This is a genomic window from Mycobacterium sp. NGS49, assembly GCF_059812565.1.
Map to the genome: position 1 here is coordinate 1 of NZ_JCALCX010000011.1, position 21,933 is coordinate 21,933.

The 21,933-nt window shown below is 65.5% G+C and carries 23 protein-coding genes and 2 pseudogenes; 13 read left to right on the top strand and 12 right to left on the bottom strand.

Translation table 11 applies throughout. The annotated features are described in order from the left end of the window. Positions 1–876, bottom strand: an 876-nt coding sequence (locus AC5Y7D_RS13120) for a PPE family protein (protein ID WP_499924466.1), incomplete at its 3' end; no start/stop codon positions are given. Between the two features lie 221 nt (positions 877–1,097). On the opposite strand from AC5Y7D_RS13120, the gene AC5Y7D_RS13125 reads away from it, so the two are divergent. Further along, on the top strand, positions 1,098–1,328 hold the full coding sequence (locus AC5Y7D_RS13125) for a DUF167 domain-containing protein (protein WP_499924467.1): 231 nt from the start codon (positions 1,098–1,100) through the stop codon (positions 1,326–1,328). Between the two features lie 169 nt (positions 1,329–1,497). Here AC5Y7D_RS13125 and AC5Y7D_RS13130 read toward each other — a convergent pair whose 3' ends face one another. Further along, entirely contained in the window at positions 1,498–2,103 is a 606-nt protein-coding gene (locus AC5Y7D_RS13130; RefSeq protein WP_499924468.1) for a cyclic nucleotide-binding domain-containing protein, read from the bottom strand. A 389-nt stretch (positions 2,104–2,492) separates the two neighbouring features. Here AC5Y7D_RS13130 and AC5Y7D_RS13135 point away from each other — a divergent pair. Together AC5Y7D_RS13135 and murQ are read left to right on the top strand one after the other, a co-directional pair. Next, positions 2,493–3,107 (top strand): annotated as a pseudogene (locus AC5Y7D_RS13135) (BadF/BadG/BcrA/BcrD ATPase family protein); the annotation flags it as partial. Positions 3,108–3,194: 87 nt separating this feature from the next. Continuing rightward, positions 3,195–4,094 (top strand): N-acetylmuramic acid 6-phosphate etherase, encoded by a 900-nt coding sequence (gene murQ / locus AC5Y7D_RS13140; RefSeq protein ID WP_499924804.1) that lies wholly within the window; start codon positions 3,195–3,197, stop codon positions 4,092–4,094. Positions 4,095–4,097: 3 nt separating this feature from the next. Here the strand turns inward: murQ and AC5Y7D_RS13145 are convergent, their stop codons facing one another. After that, entirely contained in the window at positions 4,098–5,579 is a 1,482-nt protein-coding gene (locus AC5Y7D_RS13145; RefSeq protein ID WP_499924470.1) for a PE family protein, read from the bottom strand. A gap of 234 nt (positions 5,580–5,813) precedes the next feature. Here AC5Y7D_RS13145 and AC5Y7D_RS13150 point away from each other — a divergent pair, with 234 nt between their 5' ends. Together AC5Y7D_RS13150 and AC5Y7D_RS13155 are read left to right on the top strand one after the other, a co-directional pair. Beyond that, on the top strand, positions 5,814–6,071 hold the full coding sequence (locus AC5Y7D_RS13150) for a hypothetical protein (protein ID WP_499924472.1): 258 nt from the start codon (positions 5,814–5,816) through the stop codon (positions 6,069–6,071). A gap of 84 nt (positions 6,072–6,155) precedes the next feature. Then, positions 6,156–6,623: a glucose-6-phosphate dehydrogenase gene (locus AC5Y7D_RS13155; RefSeq protein WP_499924474.1), complete on the top strand. Its 468-nt coding sequence runs from the start codon at positions 6,156–6,158 to the stop codon at positions 6,621–6,623. A 1-nt stretch (position 6,624) separates the two neighbouring features. Here the strand turns inward: AC5Y7D_RS13155 and AC5Y7D_RS13160 are convergent, their stop codons facing one another. From AC5Y7D_RS13160 to AC5Y7D_RS13170, 3 genes are all read right to left on the bottom strand, one after another. After that, positions 6,625–7,263, bottom strand: a complete 639-nt coding sequence (locus AC5Y7D_RS13160) for an FKBP-type peptidyl-prolyl cis-trans isomerase (RefSeq protein WP_499924475.1) — start codon at positions 7,261–7,263, stop codon at positions 6,625–6,627. Positions 7,264–7,307: 44 nt separating this feature from the next. Further along, positions 7,308–7,907: a class I SAM-dependent methyltransferase gene (locus AC5Y7D_RS13165; RefSeq protein ID WP_499924479.1), complete on the bottom strand. Its 600-nt coding sequence runs from the start codon at positions 7,905–7,907 to the stop codon at positions 7,308–7,310. Between the two features lie 135 nt (positions 7,908–8,042). Continuing rightward, entirely contained in the window at positions 8,043–8,657 is a 615-nt protein-coding gene (locus AC5Y7D_RS13170) for a hypothetical protein (RefSeq protein WP_499924481.1), read from the bottom strand. 196 nt (positions 8,658–8,853) lie between these two features. On the opposite strand from AC5Y7D_RS13170, the gene AC5Y7D_RS13175 reads away from it, so the two are divergent. Both AC5Y7D_RS13175 and AC5Y7D_RS13180 read left to right on the top strand, forming a co-directional pair. Then, positions 8,854–9,282 carry a cellulose-binding domain-containing protein gene (locus AC5Y7D_RS13175; RefSeq protein ID WP_499924485.1) on the top strand — a complete coding sequence of 143 codons (429 nt, stop codon included), beginning with the start codon at positions 8,854–8,856 and terminating at the stop codon, positions 9,280–9,282. Between the two features lie 31 nt (positions 9,283–9,313). Further along, the gene (locus tag AC5Y7D_RS13180) at positions 9,314–9,802 is read left to right on the top strand and encodes an AAC(3)-I family aminoglycoside N-acetyltransferase (protein WP_499924486.1); all 489 of its coding nucleotides are present in this window, start codon (positions 9,314–9,316) and stop codon (positions 9,800–9,802) included. A 75-nt stretch (positions 9,803–9,877) separates the two neighbouring features. Here the strand turns inward: AC5Y7D_RS13180 and AC5Y7D_RS13185 are convergent, their stop codons facing one another. Further along, the gene (locus AC5Y7D_RS13185; RefSeq protein ID WP_499924488.1) at positions 9,878–10,969 is read right to left on the bottom strand and encodes a DUF2804 family protein; all 1,092 of its coding nucleotides are present in this window, start codon (positions 10,967–10,969) and stop codon (positions 9,878–9,880) included. A 225-nt stretch (positions 10,970–11,194) separates the two neighbouring features. Next, positions 11,195–11,332 (bottom strand): annotated as a pseudogene (locus AC5Y7D_RS13190) (transposase); the annotation flags it as partial. A 283-nt stretch (positions 11,333–11,615) separates the two neighbouring features. On the opposite strand from AC5Y7D_RS13190, the gene AC5Y7D_RS13195 reads away from it, so the two are divergent. Beyond that, positions 11,616–11,861, top strand: coding sequence for a hypothetical protein (locus tag AC5Y7D_RS13195; RefSeq protein WP_499924489.1), 246 nt, complete (start codon positions 11,616–11,618; stop codon positions 11,859–11,861). Between the two features lie 362 nt (positions 11,862–12,223). Here the strand turns inward: AC5Y7D_RS13195 and AC5Y7D_RS13200 are convergent, their stop codons facing one another. The 3 genes from AC5Y7D_RS13200 to AC5Y7D_RS13210 form a co-directional block, all read right to left on the bottom strand. Beyond that, the gene (locus AC5Y7D_RS13200) at positions 12,224–12,433 is read right to left on the bottom strand and encodes a hypothetical protein (RefSeq protein WP_499924490.1); all 210 of its coding nucleotides are present in this window, start codon (positions 12,431–12,433) and stop codon (positions 12,224–12,226) included. 250 nt (positions 12,434–12,683) lie between these two features. Continuing rightward, positions 12,684–13,082: a hypothetical protein gene (locus AC5Y7D_RS13205; RefSeq protein WP_499924491.1), complete on the bottom strand. Its 399-nt coding sequence runs from the start codon at positions 13,080–13,082 to the stop codon at positions 12,684–12,686. A gap of 252 nt (positions 13,083–13,334) precedes the next feature. Further along, on the bottom strand, positions 13,335–15,092 hold the full coding sequence (locus AC5Y7D_RS13210) for a PPE family protein (RefSeq protein WP_499924492.1): 1,758 nt from the start codon (positions 15,090–15,092) through the stop codon (positions 13,335–13,337). A 1,250-nt stretch (positions 15,093–16,342) separates the two neighbouring features. Between AC5Y7D_RS13210 and AC5Y7D_RS13215 the strand changes: the two genes are divergently transcribed. Then, complete coding sequence (locus tag AC5Y7D_RS13215) at positions 16,343–17,896, top strand: SulP family inorganic anion transporter (protein WP_499924807.1); 1,554 nt, start codon at positions 16,343–16,345, stop codon at positions 17,894–17,896. 22 nt (positions 17,897–17,918) lie between these two features. Here AC5Y7D_RS13215 and AC5Y7D_RS13220 read toward each other — a convergent pair whose 3' ends face one another. Beyond that, entirely contained in the window at positions 17,919–18,278 is a 360-nt protein-coding gene (locus tag AC5Y7D_RS13220; RefSeq protein ID WP_499924493.1) for an Rv2640c family ArsR-like transcriptional regulator, read from the bottom strand. Positions 18,279–18,377: 99 nt separating this feature from the next. Between AC5Y7D_RS13220 and AC5Y7D_RS13225 the strand changes: the two genes are divergently transcribed. The 4 genes from AC5Y7D_RS13225 (at position 18,378) to arsB (ending at position 21,852) form a co-directional block, all read left to right on the top strand. Next, the gene (locus tag AC5Y7D_RS13225) at positions 18,378–18,848 is read left to right on the top strand and encodes an ArsI/CadI family heavy metal resistance metalloenzyme (RefSeq protein WP_499924494.1); all 471 of its coding nucleotides are present in this window, start codon (positions 18,378–18,380) and stop codon (positions 18,846–18,848) included. A gap of 86 nt (positions 18,849–18,934) precedes the next feature. Then, positions 18,935–19,882 carry a TauD/TfdA family dioxygenase gene (locus AC5Y7D_RS13230; protein WP_499924495.1) on the top strand — a complete coding sequence of 316 codons (948 nt, stop codon included), beginning with the start codon at positions 18,935–18,937 and terminating at the stop codon, positions 19,880–19,882. A 69-nt stretch (positions 19,883–19,951) separates the two neighbouring features. Next, positions 19,952–20,320 (top strand): metalloregulator ArsR/SmtB family transcription factor, encoded by a 369-nt coding sequence (locus tag AC5Y7D_RS13235; RefSeq protein ID WP_499924496.1) that lies wholly within the window; start codon positions 19,952–19,954, stop codon positions 20,318–20,320. Next, entirely contained in the window at positions 20,317–21,852 is a 1,536-nt protein-coding gene (arsB, locus tag AC5Y7D_RS13240; protein ID WP_499924498.1) for an ACR3 family arsenite efflux transporter, read from the top strand. Before AC5Y7D_RS13235 ends, arsB begins: the two co-directional genes overlap by 4 nt. The last annotated feature ends 81 nt before the right edge of the window (positions 21,853–21,933 follow it).

Sequence of the window (21,933 nt, forward strand, 5' to 3'; positions counted from 1 at the left end):
GGTGAGCCCGATGCCGGCGTTGTAGTTGCCGGTGTTGAACAGGCCCTGGTTGTAGTTGCCCGCATTGCCGATGCCCAGCAGCTGCAACGGGCCCAACGGCAGCCCGGAATTGCCGGTACCGGCGTTGCCGATACCCAGATTGAGCATGCCCCTGTTCAGGGCACCGACGTTCTGCAGACCGGTGTTCCACAATCCGATGTTGTCCACGCCGTTGTTGCCGATCCCGACCCCGCCAAACTTGGTGATCGGATCGGTCGGGGTGAAGTGCGGACTGACGTTGGCTATTCCCACATTGAGGGTGCCGTCGTTGAAGAACCCGATATTGCCCTGACCCACATTGCCGTACCCCAGGCTCGGCAACAACGCCTGCGCCGGGGACGCCAGTTGCGCTACCGCCGCCGACGCGCCCGCGTGGTAACCGGCCATGGCCGCGACATCCTGGGCCCACATCTCCTCGTAGATGCTCTCGACCGCCGCGATCGCCGGCGCATTTTGTCCGAACAGATTGGACAGCACCAGATTCACCAGGCCCGAACGGTTGGCCGTCACTGCCGCCGGATGGACTGTCGCCGCTAATGCCGTCTCGAAAGCGCCGGCGACCGCCTGTGCTTGCGACGCTGCGTCCGACGCCTGGGCCGATGCGGCACTCAACCAACCCGCGTACGGCGTGGCGGCAGCCATCATCGCCTGAGCAGCCGGGCCCTGCCAGACATCCGCCGCCAAAGCGGAGGTCAACGACGAAAACGACTCAGCCGCCGAGTCGAGCTCTGACGCCAGCCTGTTCCATGCGGCACCGGCCTCAAGCATCGGCGCCGACCCGGCGCCGGTGAACATTCGCAATGAGTTCACCTCGGGGGGCAACACTGAAAAGTTCATCTACCTGTGCCTTTCTTGCCACTGTCGGCCAGCTTGCGGGGCCGCTTCGCTTGTGATGCGCGAATCTATCGGATGGCAAAACGGTTTACATGCGTTTCCGTATTCGATTTGTTGATACATACGATCTGCACACGTAGCATTAAGGCTTTTCTCAGGTGCGTTAAGGTTCTTCTCAGGTTCTCCGGCATCGTCGAACCTCCGACCGGCCGTAGCCTGTGGGGATGACCGAGTTCGTCGTGGTCAAGGTCAAGCCCGGCAGCCGCAAGGGTCCCCTTGTCGAAGTCGCCTATGACGGTGAGCTGACCGTCTACGTCCGAGAGCGGGCGGTGGACGGCAAGGCCAACGACGCGGTCACCCGGCTACTGGCCACCCACCTCGAGGTACCCAGGAGCAGAGTCGAATTGGTATCCGGAGCGACGTCACGGCTGAAGCGGTACCGCGTCACCCGGTGAACGCGCGTCGTCGATCAGTCAGATGCCGCCGATATCGGCCCAGCGACGATGAAGCCGCTCCACAACCTTTTCGACCTCGGCACGGGGTTAGCACCGATCAGCATGAGTAAGAATGCGTCGCCACCGATACGGACGAGGCGTGCACCGCGGCGAAGGCGCCTTTCTCGTTCTATCCGGCCGTGCGGGACCGTTCTATCCATTGGCCAAGCGCGTCCTCCGTCGCCGCCGGCAGACCTAGACCGGCAGCTTCGGCAGCCTGCTCGAACCGCGCGAGCAGGTCGGCCGAAACGGAGACATTCAGTTTCGTGTGCGCAGGTTTCGGCTTGGGCGGCGGGGCGGCAGCCACGTGCCGGGCGGCCGTCGCGTCCATGGTTTCGCGCAGCGCGGGCATCTCTCTGAGCAGGCGCGCGAGGTCGTCCCGTTCGATGCGCAGCACCTCGGCCGGCCCGATCGTAGTGACCGTCGCGGATCGCAATTGCCCACGGCGCAGCGCAGATTCGCCGATGACCTCACCTGGGCCCACCACGGCGACGCGGTCCTGGCCGACATACACACCGGCCTCACCACTGAGCAGGATGAAACAGTCGTCCGAAGGCGTCTGCTCACGAATCAGGGGCCATGGCACCGACTGCGACGTGTGATGTGCAGACCGCACGAGGCGCTCCAGATCGGCGTCTGAGAACTTCTCGAACGCACTGAACTCGCGCAGCCGACCGACGTCTCGCCGGACGTCGCGCTCCAGCTCCGCCGCGAGTTCCTCCGCGTCGTTCTTCATAATGAGGCTCCTGATCTTCGGTGATCATGTCGTGGTGGAGCGTAACGCGAATATCGCTCAGTTCATTGAAAAGTTGATTTGGGAATCTCCGCCGAGAATTCTCTGGTGGGGCATCCCCCCGACAAATCGGCTCGGGATCCGAGGCGTCCGGTGTGACACCGGAGGTGACAAGGCCGCCGGGAAGTGATCGGATTCCTTTGTAGCGATCCGACATTCGTTTGACCCAGTCCGGCGAGGATCGGCCCCGAAGAGGTGGCAGGTACGTGAGAGAAGAACCGAATGGTCCGGCGCTCCTCGCCGTCGACCTCGGCAAGACATTCTGCCGGGCGGCGGTGGGCGGGCTCGGGGCGGTCGGGGCGGGTGCGCCAGGCCTCACGGCGCCCGGTGGGGTGCGGTCCGCCGAGTCGGCGATCCTGGCCCTCGCCCGTCAACTCGGACCGGTCGAGGAGGTGATCGTGGGCGCCGCCGGCGCGCTGGCGGCACCGGACGCGGCCGGCGCGCTGGGCGAGGCGCTGCTTGCTTCGATCCCGGCGAAACGCATCACGGTGACCAGCGACGCCGTGCTTGCGCATGCCGGCGCGCTGGACGGGAGGCCGGGCGTCGTCCTGGTTGTCGGCACCGGCGTCGTGGCGCTCGCCATCGGCCTCGACGGCACGCTGCGCACCGCTGACGGCTGGGGTCCGTGGTTGGGCGACGAGGGTGGCGGAGCCTGGATCGGTGCCGCCGGGCTGCGGGCCGCGCTGCGCGCCGGCGACGGGCGCGGGCCGGCCACCACCTTGCTCGACGCTGCCCGCGCGCGATTCGGCGCGCCGCAGACCTGGCCAGGCCAGTTCACCGATGCGGCCGCGTTGGGGTCTTTCGCAGCCGATGTGCTCGCCGCGACGACCGACGTTATTGCGCGCGGAATCGTCAGCGCTGCTGCCGAGGCGCTGGCCGCTACCGCTCATGCAGTGGGGGAGGGCCCGATATGCATGGTCGGCGGACTGGCCGGCGTCGAGGCTTTGCGGGAAGGACTCGACGGCCTTCGGCCGGCGGCCGGCGACGCGCTCGATGGCGCACTACGGTTGGGCGACATTCACGAACCGCACCTGATCCGCCGGCGGGCACCCGCGGCGCGGCACACACTCGACGCCCTCAGCACCGAAGCCGCGCGTCCCGGTCTCGACGACCTCGACACGCGGCCCATCGGAGAGGTCGTCGCACTGCTCATCGACGCCGAGGGACAGGCGCATACGGCGGTCGCCGCGGCTGTCCCGGCGATCACGGCGGCGGCCGAGGCGATCAACGCGCGCCTACAACAGGGCGGCCGCCTGATCTACGCCGGCGCCGGCACGCCCGGGCGGCTCGGCGTTCTGGACGCCGCCGAATGCGGACCGACGTTCGGCACCGACCTGGTGCGTGGGGTGATCGCCGGCGGGTCGGCGGCGTTGACCCGCGCGATCGAAGGCGCCGAGGACGCTTTCGTCCCGGCCGACCTAGCCGGTCTCACCGCCGCGGATGCCCTCGTCGGGATCACGGCGTCCGGCCGCACCCCCTACGTGCTGGGGGCGCTCGACTACGCGCGGTCCATCGGAGCACTGACCGTCGCCATCGTCAACAACCCCGGCAGCGAAGCGTCTGCCGACCTGATGATCGAGTTGCTCACCGGGCCCGAAGTGTTGGCCGGTTCCACGCGGCTGACCGCCGGAACCGCCCAGAAGGTGGTGCTCAACGCATTGTCGACGAGTGTGATGATCGCGCTGGGCAAGGCCTACGGACCCCGGATGGTCGACGTACGGGTGACCAACGAGAAGCTGCGAAGGCGCGCCGTGCGGATGGTTCGCGATGCCGCCGGGGTCGACGAGGAAACCGCGGTTGGCGCCTTGGCCGCCGCGGGTGGCCACGCCAAGACAGCAATCGTGGCGCTGCTGGCGGGCGTCGGCGCCGCTGAGGCGGCCATGCGGCTGGAACGGGCTGGTGGACGCGTAGCCGAGGCACTCGATCAGCGCTGAGCCCTAACCGGCACCGGGAGTGCCGTCGGCGCCGGCCAGCTGCCCGCCCTTACCTCCGGTGCCGCCGGCCCCGCCGAAGATCCCAGCCCCACCATTGCCGCCGTTTCCGATCCAGCGGGCATCGCCGCCATTGCCGCCGGCGGCGGGAAGGCCAGCGCTCGTGCCGGCAGACCCCCCGGCGCCGCCGAAGCCGATCAACCCGCCGGTTCCGCCATTGCCACCACGCCCGCCACCGCCGATGCCGCCGGCCAGTTCGGCCCCGCCGGTTCCGCCGGCCCCACCCTGGCCGAACAGGCCGATCGCGTTACCACCGTTTCCCCCCGCGGCACCTGGGGCACCCACTCCGCCCACGCCGCCGTTACCACCGTTCCCTATCACGACGCCGCCGTTACCGCCGACGCCGCCGGGCGAGGAGGTTCCGCCGATGCCAAATTGGCCGTTGCCGCCGACACCGCCGTCGCCAACGAATCCGGCATTGCCCCCGTTGCCTGCCAGCCCACCGTTGAAACCCAGACCGCCGTCGGCGCCGGCCCCACCGTCGCCGAACAGACCGCCGTTGCCGCCGTTGCCGCCGGCACCGCCGTCGCCGTTGCTGCCGAAACCTCCAACCCCGCCGTCACCCCCACCGCCGAACATTCCACCCGCGCCGCCGGTTCCCCCGTTGCCGCCGTTGACAGCGCCGATGCCGCCGTCACCCCCGGCCCCGCCGTAACCGAACCACCGCGCGTTGCCACCGCTACCGGCATTGCCCCCGTTGCCGCCAGTGGCGCCCGGCCCGCTCACCCCGCCGGCGCCTCCGACGCCACCGTTGCCGAACAACCCGACCGCGTTGCCCCCTACACCGCCCTGGCCGCCATTTGCTCCGACTGCGACCGCTCCGACACCGCCACCACCGCCGGCGCCGCCGTTGCCGTAGAGCCAGCCCCCCGTACCGCCGGCCCCGCCTGGATTTCCGGCCACCAGAAGCGCGCTACCCGGCCCGCCCAGGCCACCTGCCCCGCCGTTGCCGATCAGCCCCGCTGCACCGCCGTTGCCACCGGCCTGGCCCACGCCACCCGAGCCGCCGTTGCCGCCGTTACCGAACAGGAGCCCACCGGGGCCGCCGTCTTGTCCGGTGTTGGGTAACCCGTTGGCGCCGTCGCCGATGAGCGGTCGTCCCAGCAACGCCTGGGTGGGGGAGTTCACCAGGTTGAGCGCCGTCTGCTGGAGTGACTCGGCAGCGGCGTACGAAGCGCCGCCGGCCCCCATCGCCTCGACGAACTGGTCGTGGAACGCCACTGCCTGGGCGCTGAGCCTCTGATACGCGTGGCCATGAAAGCCGAAAAGGGCCGCGACCGCGGCCGAGATCTCATCGGCGCCGGCGGCCAGTACCTCCGTGGTGGGCAAGGCCACGGCCGCACTTGCCGCCCCAATCGCCGTACCGATTCCCATCAAATCCGTTGCCGCCGAAGCCAACAGCTCCGGCGCCACGATTAGATACGACACCTCTGGCCGCCCTTCCGCCGCGCGCCCGGGGACCGGCCCGCTTCCGGTCACCACTGCCACGCGCGGCAAGACGGATCCTAAGTGCCCACACCGTGATCGCGTGCGGTATTGCCCGCAACCCGTCGGACGACCTGGCGGGGCTGAACCCTATTGGCGTTCGGCCGAATTCGCTTCCGTCGTATCGTGCCGGGAAATGTGACCGATGCCGGCGCGTGACTCGATAGAGTTGCCGACGTGAACAAGTTTTCATTTGCACTGCTGGCTACCGCCACCGCTGCTGCGTTGCAGGTCGCCATCGTGCCTCCGGCCAACGCGAACGTCTGTCCCGTCGCCGAGGGCGGCTCGTATGTCAACCCCGCCGACTGCCCGGTCGGCAGTATCGCGGCGGCGGACGCACTCGACGAGGCACGCCAGCGTCTCCAGGGCCGGCCGCCGTGCTACACCCGCGAAGGCGTGCCCTACTACACGCCCGGTGACGCCCCCTGCGGCTAACCGGCGAAGAACTCGGGCAAACCCTGTTAACGGTGGGCAATACGGCGCACAATTGAGCTGTCCGTTTGAACGCTGGGAGCCGCGATGAGCGAGCAACTGTCAGACCTTTTCGGCGACATCTTCCGCCGGTACTTCATCCCCGCGATCGACGCGTACCCGCGCAAGGGTCGAGCCCTCGTCGGGAGATTGCTCGCGCTGACAGACGACATCCCGGACAGACTGGCGCAGAGCCGGTCCGCCGCGATCGCATGGGGGAGAGCGGAGACTCCGCGCGCGAGAATCACCTCGGAACTTTTCGTGACCACCCAACATGGACTGATGTATGCCGCTCGGTTGGCCGAATCGGGTCGGGAGCTGTATTACCTGGCCACGCCGCACGGGCTGTTCGACTCCTTCGTTGATCAAGTCGACACCGCTGAATTACCGCAAGACGCAACAGTTCTGGTGGACAACCGGATGGAGCGCGACCTCGCGGCCGCTCATCCCATGGACGCGGCGCTACGCCGGATTCTCGACGAGCACCTGGCGCTGCGGGTGGACCTGCCCACGTAGATCAACGTGAGGCGCTGAGGATTTTGATGGCGAAGACGAGCGTGTCACCCGGCCGGATTCCGGCGCTGGGCTGACCGTCAGGGTAGCCATCGGCGGACGTCATCGCGACGGCGACCGTGGAACCGACCTTTTGTCCCGCGATGGCCTTCTGGAAGCCCGGGACGACTCCGGTAAGCGGGAAGTCGACCGGGGCACCACGCTCATAGCTGGTGTCGAAGACGGAGCCGTCCCGTCCGTTGACGCCCATGTAGCAGACGGAAACTGTGGCGGTGTTCGAGACGATGGGCCCATCCCCGGCACGCAAGGTGTGTACCTGGGTCTGCGCCACGCTGAACGGTGTCGTCACCGTCACCCGGGGAGCGTTCGCTTCCGTTGATCCGGTCACTGCGACGCTGCCGGTGGTGCCGGCCAACGTCCACTCGGGCGTGCCCCCGTTCTGCGGTGCCGCAGTCGGGCAGGCGCCGGTTTGAGCTGCCGTAGCCGGGGCGGAGGGGCGGGTGTAGAGGTCAGAGATTGACGGCGCGCTGGTCGAAGAGGTCGATGCGGTGTTTGTAGGGGAGCCGCACGCGGTGAGCATCATGACGAACGAAGCGCCACAGGCGGCGAGCGTGACGGCCGGAGACACCCGAGGAAGATTCACCGGTGTCACGGTACAGACATATTGAGCAGAGCCCGCCGACAGCCTCAGCGAAGCAGGGCTACGAGAAAGTCCGAATCCTCGCCGAACGGTCGCAGGTCCCAGGTGGACAGCAATAGATCCGGAATGAAGCCGGCCTGGTCTGCGTCGTCGAGGAACTCACCGAACGAATAGTCGCGACCGGCCCCGAATCCGATGACCGCTCGGCCGCCGTCGGCCAGGTGGGCACGAAGCCGAGTCAGCACTCGCACGCGGGTGCTCGGGGCCAGGAAGGCCATCACGTTGCCGGCCGACACAATGACGTCGAACGGCTCGAGGATGCCGTGTGCGGGCAGGTTCAGCTCCGCGAGGTCTGCCACCAGCCAGCGCGGTCCGGGATGGTCCTGTTCGGCGGCTTCGATGAGAACCGGGTCGACGTCCACACCCACGACGTGGTGGCCGACCGAAGCCAGGTACCCCCCTAACCGGCCCGGACCGCAGCCGGCGTCCAGGATGCGGGCGCCGCGTGGCGCCACAGCGTCCACCAGGCGGGCTTCGCCGACCAGGTCGTCACCGGCGCGGGCCATAGACCGGAAGCGCTCGACATACCAGTGCGAATGCCCCGGATCTGCCGCGACCTTCTGCATCCAGAGACTTTGTTCGGCCATGTGAATCATTGTCGCAAGGGGGACCCGGGTCGGCCGACGAGTTCGAGCTTGAAGGCGTGTCCGCGGCGAAACGCGTGACCCGGTCTGGGGAGGTGGCCGTGGCGTCACCTCAATCGCGCACAGGCGAGCAAAACGCTACACAGCGTGTCGGGGCGAGAAGCGTTTGGGAAGCGTGAGGAGAGCGGCGATCAGGAAGCACAGCGCGCCGACGAAGGTACCCACGTTGGTCAGCAGAGCGTCTTCGGTGAGACCCGTCGGAGTGATGAAGGCGCCGGCTGCCGAGGCGCCGAACGCGATCGAGCCGACCATGTTGATCCACGCTGCCAGCCAGTCGCGCGATTTCAGTTGAAGGAATCCGACCGACAGGGTTACTGCCATAACCCCCAAGATTCCGCTGACCAGGAACGCGACCGACCCCGCCGCGTCCGGACCCCATACCAAGTGCCGGCGGGAGGGGAGTCGATGCGCCCACATCGCAGCACCCGTGCTGACGTTGAAGCACAGGGTGCCAACGAACTGCGTGGCGGCCGAGAGCCATTCAGCCCGTATCGATGGCGTTGCCCCCGGCCCGGCAACAGACGCGCGGCTGAGACGCAGCTCGATGAGGGCCGCGCTGGTGAAAAACCACGAGCCGACAAAACACAGCAGATTGGTGGCACCCGCACCGCTGATCACGGCGAACCCCGGAGCCGTACCGATCGCGAACAGGGACGAACCGATCGCGAACAGCCAGCACTGGCTCCGTAACAACTCAGTCTTCGGCGTGTTGGTGACTTGAGAATCCTACGAAAGCCTTCGCCACCGACATCGATTACCAGCGACTGAACGACTACGCCCCCGCGTAGCGAGGCGATGATTTCACCGCGGTTTCAATTGAGCAAAGGTACTGCGGCTCACCCGCTGTGTGACGGCCGATATCGCCTGCCGGCTCCTAGTGTTGGCTGCTATGGCCCGACTCGAAACCCGTGTGAAGCGCTGGCGGAAAGTGCTTCACTCAACCGTGTCGGCATCGGTGGTCGCCATCCTCGGACTGGCCATCACCCCTGCGGCTCACGCCTCTGCCGCCGCGGCGACGTTGCGGGTGACGTCGACGTGGCAGACAGGTTTCATCGCCAGCTTCACCATCACCAACTCGAGCATTACGCCGCTTGCCGATTGGCGGCTTGATTTCGACATGCCGATGGGACAGTCCGTCATCCACACGTGGAACAGCACCGTTACCCAATCCGGCACGCACTACGTTCTCACCCCCGCGAATTGGAATCGCGTCATTGCACCCGGCGGTTCCGCCACGGGTGGCATGAGAGGCGTGCTCAGCGGCACCTACACGCCACCGTCGAATTGCGTGCTCAACGGACAATTGCCCTGCGTGTAGAGAAGGGCCCCCATGTGCAGCCCGTGAGAAAATGACATCTGCAGAGCAGATCAGCATTCGCCAGCTGTCGGTCACCGACGTGGCACCGATGAAAAGCCTGTTGACAATGTTCGGTGAGGCTTTTGATGAGGTGGAAACATATACCTCATCATGTCCGAGCGATGACTACCTGAGCCGATTGCTGAGCAACGCTTACTTCATTGCGCTGGTGGCAGTCAGCGATGGGTCGGTTGTTGGCGGTATCGCGGCCTATGAACTGCAGAAGTTCGAACAAGAGCGTAGTGAAATCTATATCTACGATCTGGCTGTCGCTGCAGCGCACCGCCGGCGGGGGATAGCCACCGCACTGATCGAGGAATTACGGCGGATCGCTGTAGCGCGAGCGGCTTACACGATCTTTGTGCAGGCAGATCTCGAAGATGACCCGGCAATCGCTCTGTACACCAAGCTTGGGGCACGCGCGGAGGTGCTGCACTTCGACATAAGGGTTGCGCCCGAGCCCTGCGGCCCGACCGGGTAGGTGGTTGAGGCGTGCTGAGTGGCCGGTGAACCTAACGGCCAGGAAGTAATGACGTCCCGCTCCCGCTCCGCCGGTTCAGACGCGGATGAACTTCTGTTCGCCCATGCCGAACATGCCATCGACCGAAAGGTCGACGTCCTCGGTGTGGATCCGCCCTTCGTACCAGCCGAAGGGGGCGTAATACTCGGCGAGCGATCGGCGCGGGCCGACGTGCATCTCGGAGCGGACGGTCGGCGTGAATCGCACCTCGACCTGGCCCGACCCGTCGGCGTCGCGCACGATCCAGCAGCCCCAGGGCCCGTCCGGCCGTTCCACGCGGACGGCCGGCAGTCGGTGGACCCGGTCGCCGAGCCAGACGGCGTTCTCGTTGTAGCGCTGGGGGTCGCGCACCTGGTTGTCGGTCAGGTTGAAGCCCTCGACCCGGCCCTCATCGCTGCGGCGCACGGCGGTCACCCAGTCGTACCGCATAGGCGAGGGGTAGTCCCCGTGGTGGTCGTCGAGGATCATGAACGAACGGTCGGGGTCGAACACGGTGAGGTCGGCGCCGGCGCGGAGCGTGCCGGCGAACGCCATCATCGTCTTGTGCGAGTACAGCGCACGATCATCGGCGAAGGGGTGGCAGATCACCAGGTGTCCGGCCTCTCCGGAGCCGCAGCGCCCGGCGCCGTGCAACTCCAGCGGCGGTAGCGCGCCGCGCCCAGGATGGCTGGCATCCACCGCGATCAGGCCCGAGCCCATCTCGTTGGTCAGCTGCAGCGAGAAGCGTCCTGCGCGACCGTGGGACCGGGTGTGGTCCAGGCCGCGAGCGACGTGCACCATCGAGGTCGGTACCTTCTGCTCCCACCGACGGATCGTGGCCGCCTGCTTGTCAACGACCAGCACTTGCAGCAGCGAGATCGACTTCGTGTCGTAGACGGCGCCGAGGACGAACACCGCGTCGTCACCGAGTTGGAACGCCTCCCACTCCTTGAGCCGGGCATTGCGCGCGGCGCGCTGCAGGCGACCACGCGCTCCGCTGGCGGTGACAACGTCGAGTGGGTTGATCCGTGCGATCGGGCCGTTGTAGGTGCCGAACCGGTAGCGACCGTCGATCACCAACTGGGCGGGTGGCGGCTCGTGCGTGCGCACCAGGCCGGAAGGGCTCGTGGGCGGGGTCTCGGTATCCACCGCCGGAGCGTACCGGAGGAACGCTGCCCACCAGTGACGGAGCCGGTGGGCTACCGTTGCGGCTCGAGTTACCCGCATTTTCCGGCTTGCCGATCGATGAGATCTTCGACGCAGTCAAGGCAGCCAACACAGAAACCGCCAGCTCGATCACCAGCGCGGCCTCAGACGCATATTCCGTCGTGCTGCCCACAGCCGACGTCGCGAACACGTTGCTGACGACCGTTCCGTCCGGATCCGGAATGCCTCGCTCTCTTTGCCCAAGCCCGCGCAAACGCGCGACACCGCCGATTTGGACACCCCGGTCTCGACATCCATGGCGGCCACCAGGTCATCGATGCTGCGGGTCGACACACCGTGCACGTAGTGTGTGCGGCGGCTTGAGACGATCGGTCCGTGGGGCGGTGGCGAACGTTGGGGTGGCAGTGATGTTGCGGACCCGAGACATCTTTTCCGGCGTGGCGCGGCGGTAGGGGTTGGCGTTAGCCGAGCATGTTGGCGCAGACCACAAATCTGTGCTGTGACCGTTAGGGATTGTTACCGCAATCGCGATTTTGGGCTCGCATCTTTGGAAATACGAGAATGCCTTACCAAAGCGCTCGACCCACCATTACGCCTTTCGGCGTCCGCAAGCCTTGGGAGCTGAGATATGACCACCGCGATCCGCGCGCACGACCCAATCGAGAAATTCACGGCCTGTGAGCATGACGATTTCGTCTCGGCGGTTGCCAGCATCAACACAATTGGCTGTCGAGGGGACAGCGTTCTCCTCGAACTGAAGCCGCGCTGGCGACTCACCGAAGAAGAGATCGTGCGCGCGGCGATCACGGTGATCTTGGTATCCCTCATTGCGCTTATCGGCCTCGCCGCGGGCGCGATCTTGACGATGGGTTAGCAGCGCCTGGGGCCTGGTTTCGCCTGCGGGCCGAGGACGCCGATTCCGGCGTACATCACTGCCGATCCGGCGCGACGACACTACCGGCGAGCATGCCTACTGAAGCTGCTACAGCCGCATTCCCGTCGCGCTGCGGTCTTGGGTCACCCACCCGCGGCACGTGCAATGCGTCGCCGACCCCGGGGTGATTCCTCCGATGAAAACGGCGCGGTTACCGGTAAACCGCCATATTCGATCCCGCCTTATTCTCGCGATGCTCAGCCGCGAATCGGGTGGAATGTGACAGGGGAAAGGTTGCGTACTGCTGGCCAGATCGCCCCCAGCGGCCGGACCAGATCTGGTATCCACCGCGTTGTGACGGTTTACGCGACACTGCTGACGATCGCGATAACCAGCCCACCCAGGGTCAACACCCCAACTATTATTGCGGCGGCGATCGCCCGGTTCCGTCGGTGCCGCCGTGCGTCGTAGATCGCCATCGCGATGCCGGCCAAGATCAACCCAGCATAGGCCGCCAGCCCCACCGTCAACGCCGCCGTTGACGCGGCGCTAGCAAGGGTCACGCTGTGCACGACGTGAGCCTACGGCGCGAACGGAAGCATCGCTCCGACTGGTCAGTTCGGACCTGTCAGCGCCGCGCGGTTCGCGCGTGTTTGATGGAGCGGGCCGTGTCGTCTCGGTGACGGGATCCTCGACGCGGTAACGCGGTGGTCATCGTGGCGACGCGAATCGGATTCAGTCTGTTGCTATTCCGCCCGATCGCGATGCGTGCGGTTGCCGCCATCATGCCCACGCTCGCCGACCTTAACTCGCAAGAACGGACTACGGCGCAGGGTTGCGCGGATCGACCGTGTAGGGGCCGCCCGGATCCTGGCAGTAGAACAGCCCGCAGTTGACTGCTGGGCGCGACAGGTTCTCCAACGGGATGTTTGGCGGCGGCAGCTCACCTTCCCAGACATTTTTGGCCACATTTCCCGAACCGCTGGACACCCACCAATAGGTGTGGCAGACGTTCCAGTCCCAGTTGGGTGGGTTGACTTGAGACACGGAGGCCGGGTTCTGGCCGGGGCACCAGGTTAGCGGGCCTTTGGCGCTGCCGTCTGCGTGCGCGGTTGCCGGGGTGAGGACGAGTCCAGCGATGGCGACGCCTGCCGACATCAGCGACCCAGAGAGTAATCTCCTGCGGCCGCGGCTCGTTTTCATGACGTTCTTGCTGCGCATCTCCGCTCCTCTTCTCAGTTGCTACATATGTATCAACAGCTATCTCATAGCTTGCAGACGAGAGCGTACTGCGGTCATCTTGAGAAATTCTTGCGCCGAACTTCCGCTTCTCAGGTGGTTCGATCCCGCCCCTGGCCACCGGTTGTGAGCGGCGTTCGAGCATTAATCGCCGCGGTCCAACCCGTAGGGCGACCGTAGCCCAGCCCGCACCGGGGAACATCCTCTGCCTCTCCATTGCAGAGGTACCCGAGGCTACCCCAGTTGCTTGAGCAGTTGAGCGATGTTGAACAGGCCGATGAAGCCGGTGCCCGTGTTGAGCACCCCGGAGCCGAAGCCGCTGACGGCGCCAGGTACTGGGAAGAAGGGCAGGGAGACGGCCGACACACCAGTGTTGAACAAGCCAGAAATATTCCCGTTTTGATCCGATCCGCCGCCGGCCCTATTGAAGAAGCCCGAGATATTGCCGTTCACCCCTCCGCCGGAGGCGGAGTTGTTGAAGCCTGAGACGTTGGTACCGGTGTTGCCGAAGCCCGATGTCGAGGCGCTGAGATCGGTGGTGGAGCCGACGGTGGTATTGGAGTTCCCGGAGTTCCAGGCACCCGTGTTGACACTGCCTGAATTGCCGAAGCCGGTGTTGAATTGTCCGGAATTGCCGAAGCCGGTGTTTGCTACTCCTGCATTCCCGAACCCGGTATTGTAGGCGCCCGAGTTGCCGATGCCGGTGTCCAAAAAGCCCGAGTTGCCGAAGCCGAATGATGCTTGGCCGGAGTTGCCGGCGCCGAGGTGGCCGAACCCGGAGTTGCCGATGCCGATGCTCTGGATGTCGCCCAGGGTGGCAGCAGTGAGGTTGCGGCCCGAGTTGAAGATGCCGACGTTGCCGTCCCCGGAGTTGAAGAATCCGATGTTGTTGGTGCCGGAGTTGAAGAGCCCGATGTTGCAGTTGCCCGAGTTCAGCAGCCCGGCCAGGTTGATGCCCACCTGGTTGTTGCCGGTCAGCCCGATCCCGAGGTTGTTGTTGCCGGTGTTACCGAAGCCGATGTTGTGGGTGCCGGTGTTGCCTGCTCCGATGTTTCCGATGCCGGTGTTGCCGCCGCCCTGATTGAAGCTACCGGAGTTGCCCAGCCCGAAGTTGCTGTTGGCGTCGCCGGGGACAGGGCCTGCGCCGTTGCCGAAGCCGACGTTGTTGTTTCCGAAGTTGCCCGCACCGATGTTGTTGATGCCTTTGTTGCCCAAACCGATGTTGCCTCGCACGCCGGTGGTGCCGGGGCTCCTGTTCCCGAAGCCGATGTTGTCGTTGCCGCGGTTACCGCTACCGAAGTTGCCGCTGCCCTTGTTGCCGTTGCCGACGTTGCCCGCACCGGTTTCGCTGTTATTGCCGTTACCGATGTTGCCCCCGCCCTTGTTGCCTACACCGATGTTGGGGTCGGTAGGGGCGGCCGTAGCGGCCCCGGCAGGTGCGCCGCCCAAGAGTTGCCCGATACCCGGCAGGTGCTGCAGTGTCTGCTGCCAGGACGACAACTGCGCGGCCACCGCTGAGGCTCCACCGTGATAGCCGACCAACGCGGCGACATCGGTGGCCCAGAACTCCTCATAGGCCGCCTCGGCGGCGGCGATGAAGGGCGCGTTGAAGCCGAAGATGTTGGTGCGCACGGCCTGCACGAAGGCTTGCCGATTGGCCGCGATGATTTCGGGGTGAACGGTGGCGGCCTTGGCCGCCTCGAATATGCTGGCCACCGTTCGTGCGCCAGATGACGTAGTGGTGGCGCGCAGGGAAGCGGCCCGCAGGAATTCGGCGTACGGACGCGCCGCCCTGGCCATGGCCTGGGAAGCCGGACCCTGCCAGGCTTGCCCGGCCAGGTTCGAGGTCACCGAGGAAAACGAGTCCGCGGCCGTACCCAATTCATCGGCAAGACCCGACCAGGCCGCTGAGGCCTCGAGCAAGGGCGCTGACCCAGCGCCGAGGTACATCCGCAGAGAGTTGATCTCTGGAGGAAGAACCGAAAAGTTCACCGCACTGACCTCCAGTAACCGCGTCTTGTGTGACGGCGCCCTACCCGACTTGACAGACGATACGACGCCGCTGTTAGACACATGTCGTTTTCAACAATTGTGAGAATTCTTTGCAGAGTTCGCAGGGGCCATCAGCCAACGAGGCGGTTCGGGCGACATTTCGGCGCTTATGCATAGTGCACCTTTGTATTAACGCCTTGTCGCCGAACACTGGGTATGAACCCGGGGTAACAACCGCCAGGCCGGTCGGTCGGCGTCAGCGCGAGGCGGTGGGGGACCTGACGACGGCTCAGCGGCTGACGTTTACTTGACATAATGTCGCTTATCGGCAAAGTGTGTTCGCATTCGATTAACAGCCCGAGCCCTTTGACCCGAACGGCGATGTCGTTCGAATTCGCGCATAGAGTTTTAGTCAAGCGCCTACCAGGGACGGCGACTTGTTGAATCGTCTCCTAGCTTGTTTTGTGCAATCGGCTTACGAGCCAAGGTCCGCCAAGCACGCGCTCAACTAAACGGGGCTCCGCCTTACTGCCCCTGTGCACATTTCCGCGCTTTTTCGTCACTGTGACGTATTTATCGCGCGGTTTCGGGTGCCAACTGCGGCGTGAGTCGAATAGTCTGCCGAATCAGCTTCGTCAACGCGGCCTTCGCCGCCCCTGAAATGCGGAGCGGGAAGCCTCGATGGCGCCGAGGAAGCCAGTGATGTCTACAACGACTTTGATGTTGTCGGGTTTGATGAATCAGCTGCAAAGCGACAAATAATTCCGGCCGCGGCCGTCCCGCAACCGGCCCCTGCCAATAAGCACCGGACGAAGAAGGTCAGCCGCCCCGAATAGTCCGCCTCGACCGACCCCCCAGCAAGCTGGCGCCGGGGCGCCCTCACCCGCCCCGGCTGGGGTCCCGTCCAAACGTCACAGTGACGAAATCAACAGCGCCGCCGTGACTTTGGCACCGTAACCAGCCACGGCCGATGTTCACGCCCCAGCACCCGAGCGAGTCCACCACTTGCGAAACATTTGCGTATGCCATGTGCCTGGTGTCGTCCCCTTGACCCCCGGTCGTCGTACCGACAATTCTGGTTCTTAGCCAAGCGTTCCCCTCGCCAACAGCCTCGCGGCCAGCGACGTCCGCTTGGTTTGCGTTTGTGCGGGAATGAGTTGCGTAGGCGCAATCGGCACAACGGTGGTTGCGATACCGGGACGCTCCCCAGCCGGGCACGGCGACGGAGCGACGGAGCAAAGGAGCGACCAATTCAGCACATCGACCGGCAGGGCGACCAAACCCGTGACCAGGGGTCGCAGCCGTCACGCAGCGACCGGGTGCGATCAGTCCTCAAGCACGACCTGCCCGCCTCGCTTGTGGTTTTTCTGATCGCCCTGCCGCTGTCGGTCGGCATTGCGATCGCTTCCGGCGCGCCGGTGCTCTCCGGCCTGATCTCCGCGGTCGTCGGAGGTCTCGTGGTGGGGTTCATCGGTGGCGCGCCGCTGGCGGTCAGCGGTCCGGCCAACGGCATGATGGTCGTCACCGCCGGCCTGGTATCGCAATTCGGTTGGCGCGTGACGTGTTTGTTCACCGTCGCCGCAGGCGTCCTGCAATTGATTTTGGGGCTGAGCCGAATTGCCCGGGCAGTGCTCGTGATATCGCCCGTGGTCGTGCACGCCATGCTGGCCGGAATCGGAATCACCATCGCGCTGCAACAAACGCACGTACTTTTAGGTGGAGAGTCTCACAGTACGGCGTGGGAGAACATTGTTCAGCTGCCGGCTCAGATTGCCGACGCAGAGAAACCGGGAGTATTTCTGGGCGTCCTGGTAATCATCATCATGATCGCCTGGCGCTGGGCCCCGGCCAAATTGGCCGCCATTCCCGGTCCACTCGTAGCCATTGTGACCGCAACCCTTATGTCGGTGGTCTTCCCATTCGACTTGGACCGCATCAAGCTGACGGGATCACCGCTGGACGCAGTCGCACTGCCGGCCTTGCCGAACGGGAATTGGGGCACCGTCGCGACGAGCATCATCACGGTTGCCTTCATCGCCAGCGTGGAGAGCTTGCTGGGCGCCGTCGCGATCGACAGGATGCATCACGGCAAACCCACCAACTTCAATCGCGAGTTGGCCGGCCAGGGCGTCGCAAACATGACGTCCGGAATGATCGGCGGGCTGCCGGTCGCCGCCGCGATCGTGCGCAGCTCGGCCAATGTGCAGGCGGGCGCCAGAACCCGCGCCGCCACGATCCTGCACAGCGTGTGGATCCTGGTATTCACGCTGTTCTTCTCGGGTCTGCTGCAACAGATTCCGTCCGCCGCTCTTGCCGGTCTCCTCGTTTTCGTCGGAATCAGGCTGCTGCAGCCGGCCCATATCGAAACCGCCATGCAAAACGGCGACCTCGCCGTCTACGTGGTGACCGTTGTCGGCGTGGTCTTCCTCAATCTCATGCAGGGAGTGCTGATCGGACTCGCGCTGGCCATCGCCCTGACGGCGTGGCGGGTGATGTGGTTCAGAATTCACGCCGAGCGCGACGGCGACGAGTGGCAGATAGACGTCGAGGGCGCGTGTACCTTCCTGTCCCTGCCCCGGTTGACCGACGTGCTGGCGTCCATCCCGGAGGGCACGAAGGTCGCCGTCACCATGTCGGTCATCTACCTCGACCACGCCGCGCACCAGGCGATAGCCGACTGGCAGCGACGACATCAGGCGACCGGAGGGGAAGTTCATATCCACGGCGGCGTCCACACGGGCCGGCGCGCCCGCCAGGCGATGGATGACCTGACTGACTCCGAAACGCCCGGGGCGACCGGCTAGCGGACCCGGACCTGCTGCGCGATCATCGGCAGCAGTTCGGATCGAGTACCGCACACAGCGCGGCCAACGCGTCGGGCACGGGCCGGTGGAACACATTCATCCCACGGCGATCCGACGCCACCAGCCCCGCCTTGCGTAGCTGGCCAAGGTGATGGCTGACGGTGGATTCGGAGATTCCCAGCACCCCGGCAAGATCGCCGCTGGTTTCCGCACCGCCGTCGGCGGCGAACAAGTGCGACATGATCTTGACCCGAACCGGATCGGCGATCGCCTTCAGGCGCATCGCGACCGCCAGGGCGTCGTCGTCGCTAACCTGCCCGGCGGCCACCGGCGCACAACACACCGGCGCCGACATGTCGATCACAGGCAACGCTTTGGGCATGCCACCATCCTGCCATGGATCTTGACATATATCAAAAAGGTGGCATCCTGACGGTGACGCGTCAATTCGATATATGTCTCATCAATTCTGGAGGTCCCCATGTCCCGCATCCAACTGGCCCTCAATGTCGACGACCTCGACGAGGCGGTCACGTTCTACTCCAAACTGTTCGGCATCGCCCCCGCGAAGGTGAAGCCGGGTTATGCCAATTTCGCCGTCACCGAGCCGCCCCTGAAGCTGGTGCTCCTGGAGAACCCCGGCTCCGGCGGCACCCTGAACCACCTGGGCGTCGAGGTCGAATCCAGCGAGCGGGTGCACGCCGAGATCGCGCGCCTGAGCGGGCAGGGCCTGTTCACCGACGAGGAAATCGGCACCACCTGTTGCTTCGCCACCCAGGACAAGGTGTGGGTCACCGGTCCGGCTGGCGAGAAATGGGAGGTCTACACCGTCCTCGCCGACTCCGAGACCTTCGGCGCGGGCCCTCAGCATGCCGACGACGGAGTCGACGGGCCGGCGTGCTGCGGCAGCCAGGCCGTCGCAGAGCCGGCGGAAGCGAAGGCCTGCTGTTGACCAATCCGGGTCGGGCATCCCCAATGCCCGGATGCCCGACCCGGGCAAACCACACCGCCACGCAGGAACGCAAGAGGAGCACGACCATGGCATCACCGGTTGCCGACGATTCGCCGTCGGTGTGGACGCCCACGGATTTCCCCGATGAATCGGTGTGGTCGTTCCAACTGACCGCTGCTGAGCGCCAAGCCCTTGTCGAGTACGGCCGCGGCGGTCCGGCCACCGAACTGGAAACGGTGGTCGGCCCGGCAGCGGCACAGTGGACCGAACTGCTCCGAGCCGGGCCGGGGTTCGTGCGACTACGCGACTTCCCGATCGCCTCCCTGACCGAGGCGCAGGTGGAGCGGGCGTATCTCGGGTTGGGCACCCTGCTGGGAAAGCCGGTCGGACAGGACCGCGACGGCAATGTCCTTACCCACATCCGTGACGAACGTCTTCCGGCCGGGCCCGCGGTACGCAAGTACCGGACCAACCTGCGCCAAGATTTTCACAGTGACGGTTCCGATCTCGTCGGGCTGCTGTGCTTACGTCCCGCCAAGACCGGCGGTGCATCGCGAATCGTCAGTGCGCACGCCGTCTTCAACGAGATGCTCCGCCGTGACTCACATCTCGTCGATGTCATGTACACGCCGATGCCGTGGAGCCGCAACGGCGAAGAGCCCCCAGGTGAGCCGCCCTTCTTCGAACTGGCGCCCATCACCGACACCGACGGGATACCGCGCATCTTCTTCATCGCCTGGTACATCCGCGACTCCCAACAGCACCCGCAAGCTCCACGCCTGACCGACGATCAGCTCGCGGCCCTCGCTCTGGTGGAGACCATCGCCAACGATCCGGCATTTCACATCGCGATGGATTTCCGCCCCGGCGACGTGCAGCTGCTCAACAACACCACCGTGCTGCACTCGCGCGAGGCCTACACCGATCACGACGATCCGAGCCTGCGACGGCATCTGCTGCGGCTGTGGCTGACCACCGACACCCCGCTGGCCAATGAGCTTCTCCGTTCCGGCATCCCCGTCCAGGCCCACTGATCACCACCGCCCGCGTCTCCCCCACATGCCGACTTGCCAGGGCAGATTCATAGATGTCAATATCGATGCATGTCGAAGTCACCGGAATTGACCGACGGCGGATGCTGTCCGCCCGCGGCACTGCTGCACGAACCACTTTCCGCGCAAGCCGCGGCGGATTTGGCCGTCAAACTCAAGGCGCTGGCCGATCCGGTTCGCCTGCAACTATTTTCGGCGATCGCCAGCCACTCGGGCGGCGAAGCCTGTGTCTGCGACATCTCCACCGGAGTTGAGGTGTCGCAGCCGACGGTCAGCCATCACCTCAAGGTGCTGCGGAAGGCCGGCCTGCTCACCTCCCAGCGTCGCGCGTCGTGGGTGTATTACGCCGTGGTGCCCGAAGCGCTGACCGGCCTGTCGGTGGCGCTCGGCACCGCCGCCGACGCCGGGGTGCCGGCATGACCGCGACCGCTGCCGCACCGGCCGTCGTCGGCAGGCTGTCCACCCTGGACCGGTTCCTGCCGGTGTGGATCGGGGCCGCGATGGTCACCGGCCTGCTGTTGGGCCGGTGGATCCCCGGGTTGAACACCGCGGTGGAAAGCGTTCAGATTGACGGGATTTCGTTGCCGATAGCCCTCGGGTTGCTGATCATGATGTACCCGGTGTTGGCGAAAGTGCGCTACGACCGCCTCGATACGGTCACCGGCGACCGCAGGCTGTTGCTGTCTTCGCTGTTGCTGAACTGGGTAGTCGGCCCCGCGTTGATGTTCGCCCTCGCCTGGCTGCTGCTGAGCGACCTCCCGGAATACCGGACCGGGTTGATCATTGTCGGATTGGCCCGCTGCATCGCGATGGTGATCATCTGGAACGACCTGGCATGCGGTGACCGTGAGGCTGCCGCCGTCCTGGTCGCGCTCAACTCGATCTTCCAGGTCCTGATGTTCGCCGTGCTCGGCTGGTTCTACCTGTCGGTGCTGCCCGGGTGGCTGGGCCTGGCCCAGACCGCCATCAGCACCTCACCGTGGCACATCGCAAAATCCGTGCTCATCTTCCTCGGCATCCCGCTCGCCGCGGGATACCTGTCCCGCCGCATCGGCGAACGCACCCGCGGCCGCGACTGGTACGAGAAGCGATTCCTGCCGCGGATCGGCCCGTGGGCGCTCTACGGGCTGCTGTTCACCATCGTGATTCTCTTTGCGCTGCAGGGGGATCAGATCACCAACCGGCCCTGGGACGTGGCCCGCATCGCGCTGCCGCTGCTGGCTTACTTCGCCATCATGTGGGGCGGGGGCTACTTGTTGGGAACGCTGCTCAATCTCGGCTACGAGCGGACCACCACCCTGGCCTTCACCGCGGCCGGCAACAATTTCGAACTGGCCATCGCGGTGGCGATCGCCACCTATGGCGCCACGTCCGGACAGGCGCTGGCCGGTGTCGTCGGGCCCCTGATCGAGGTGCCGGTCCTGGTCGCCTTGGTTTACGTATCCCTGGCGTTGCGGCGGCGATTCGGCCACCACACGTCCGAGCACCGTGCCGCAGACTCGACGGCCGCAACGCATCCCACCCACCGGCCCACTGTCTTGTTCCTGTGCACCCACAACGCCGGCCGCTCCCAGATGGCTCTGGGCTTCTTCACTCACCTGGCGGGCGACCGGGCCGTCGGCTGCTCGGGCGGCTCCGAGCCCGGCGACCAGATAAACCCGGCCGCGGTTGCTGCGATGGCCGAGGTCGGCATCGACATCACCGGCGAATATCCCAAGCCGTGGACGGATGAGATCGTTGACGCGGCCGACGTCGTCATCACCATGGGCTGCGGGGACAGCTGTCCCATCTATCCCGGGAAACGCTACGAGAACTGGGACCTTTCTGACCCGGCCGGTCAGGGCCTGTCCGCGGTGAGGCCGATTCGCGACGACATTGAACAACGCGTCCGACGCCTGCTGGCCGACCTCGGCATCGGCGATCCGGTCAGCAGTCGCCCACCTGGTCGATGACCTTCTTCAGCGGAGCGGCCGGAGACACAGACGGGACGTAGCCGGGATTGTCGGACGACCATGCGATCTTCGAACAGTATC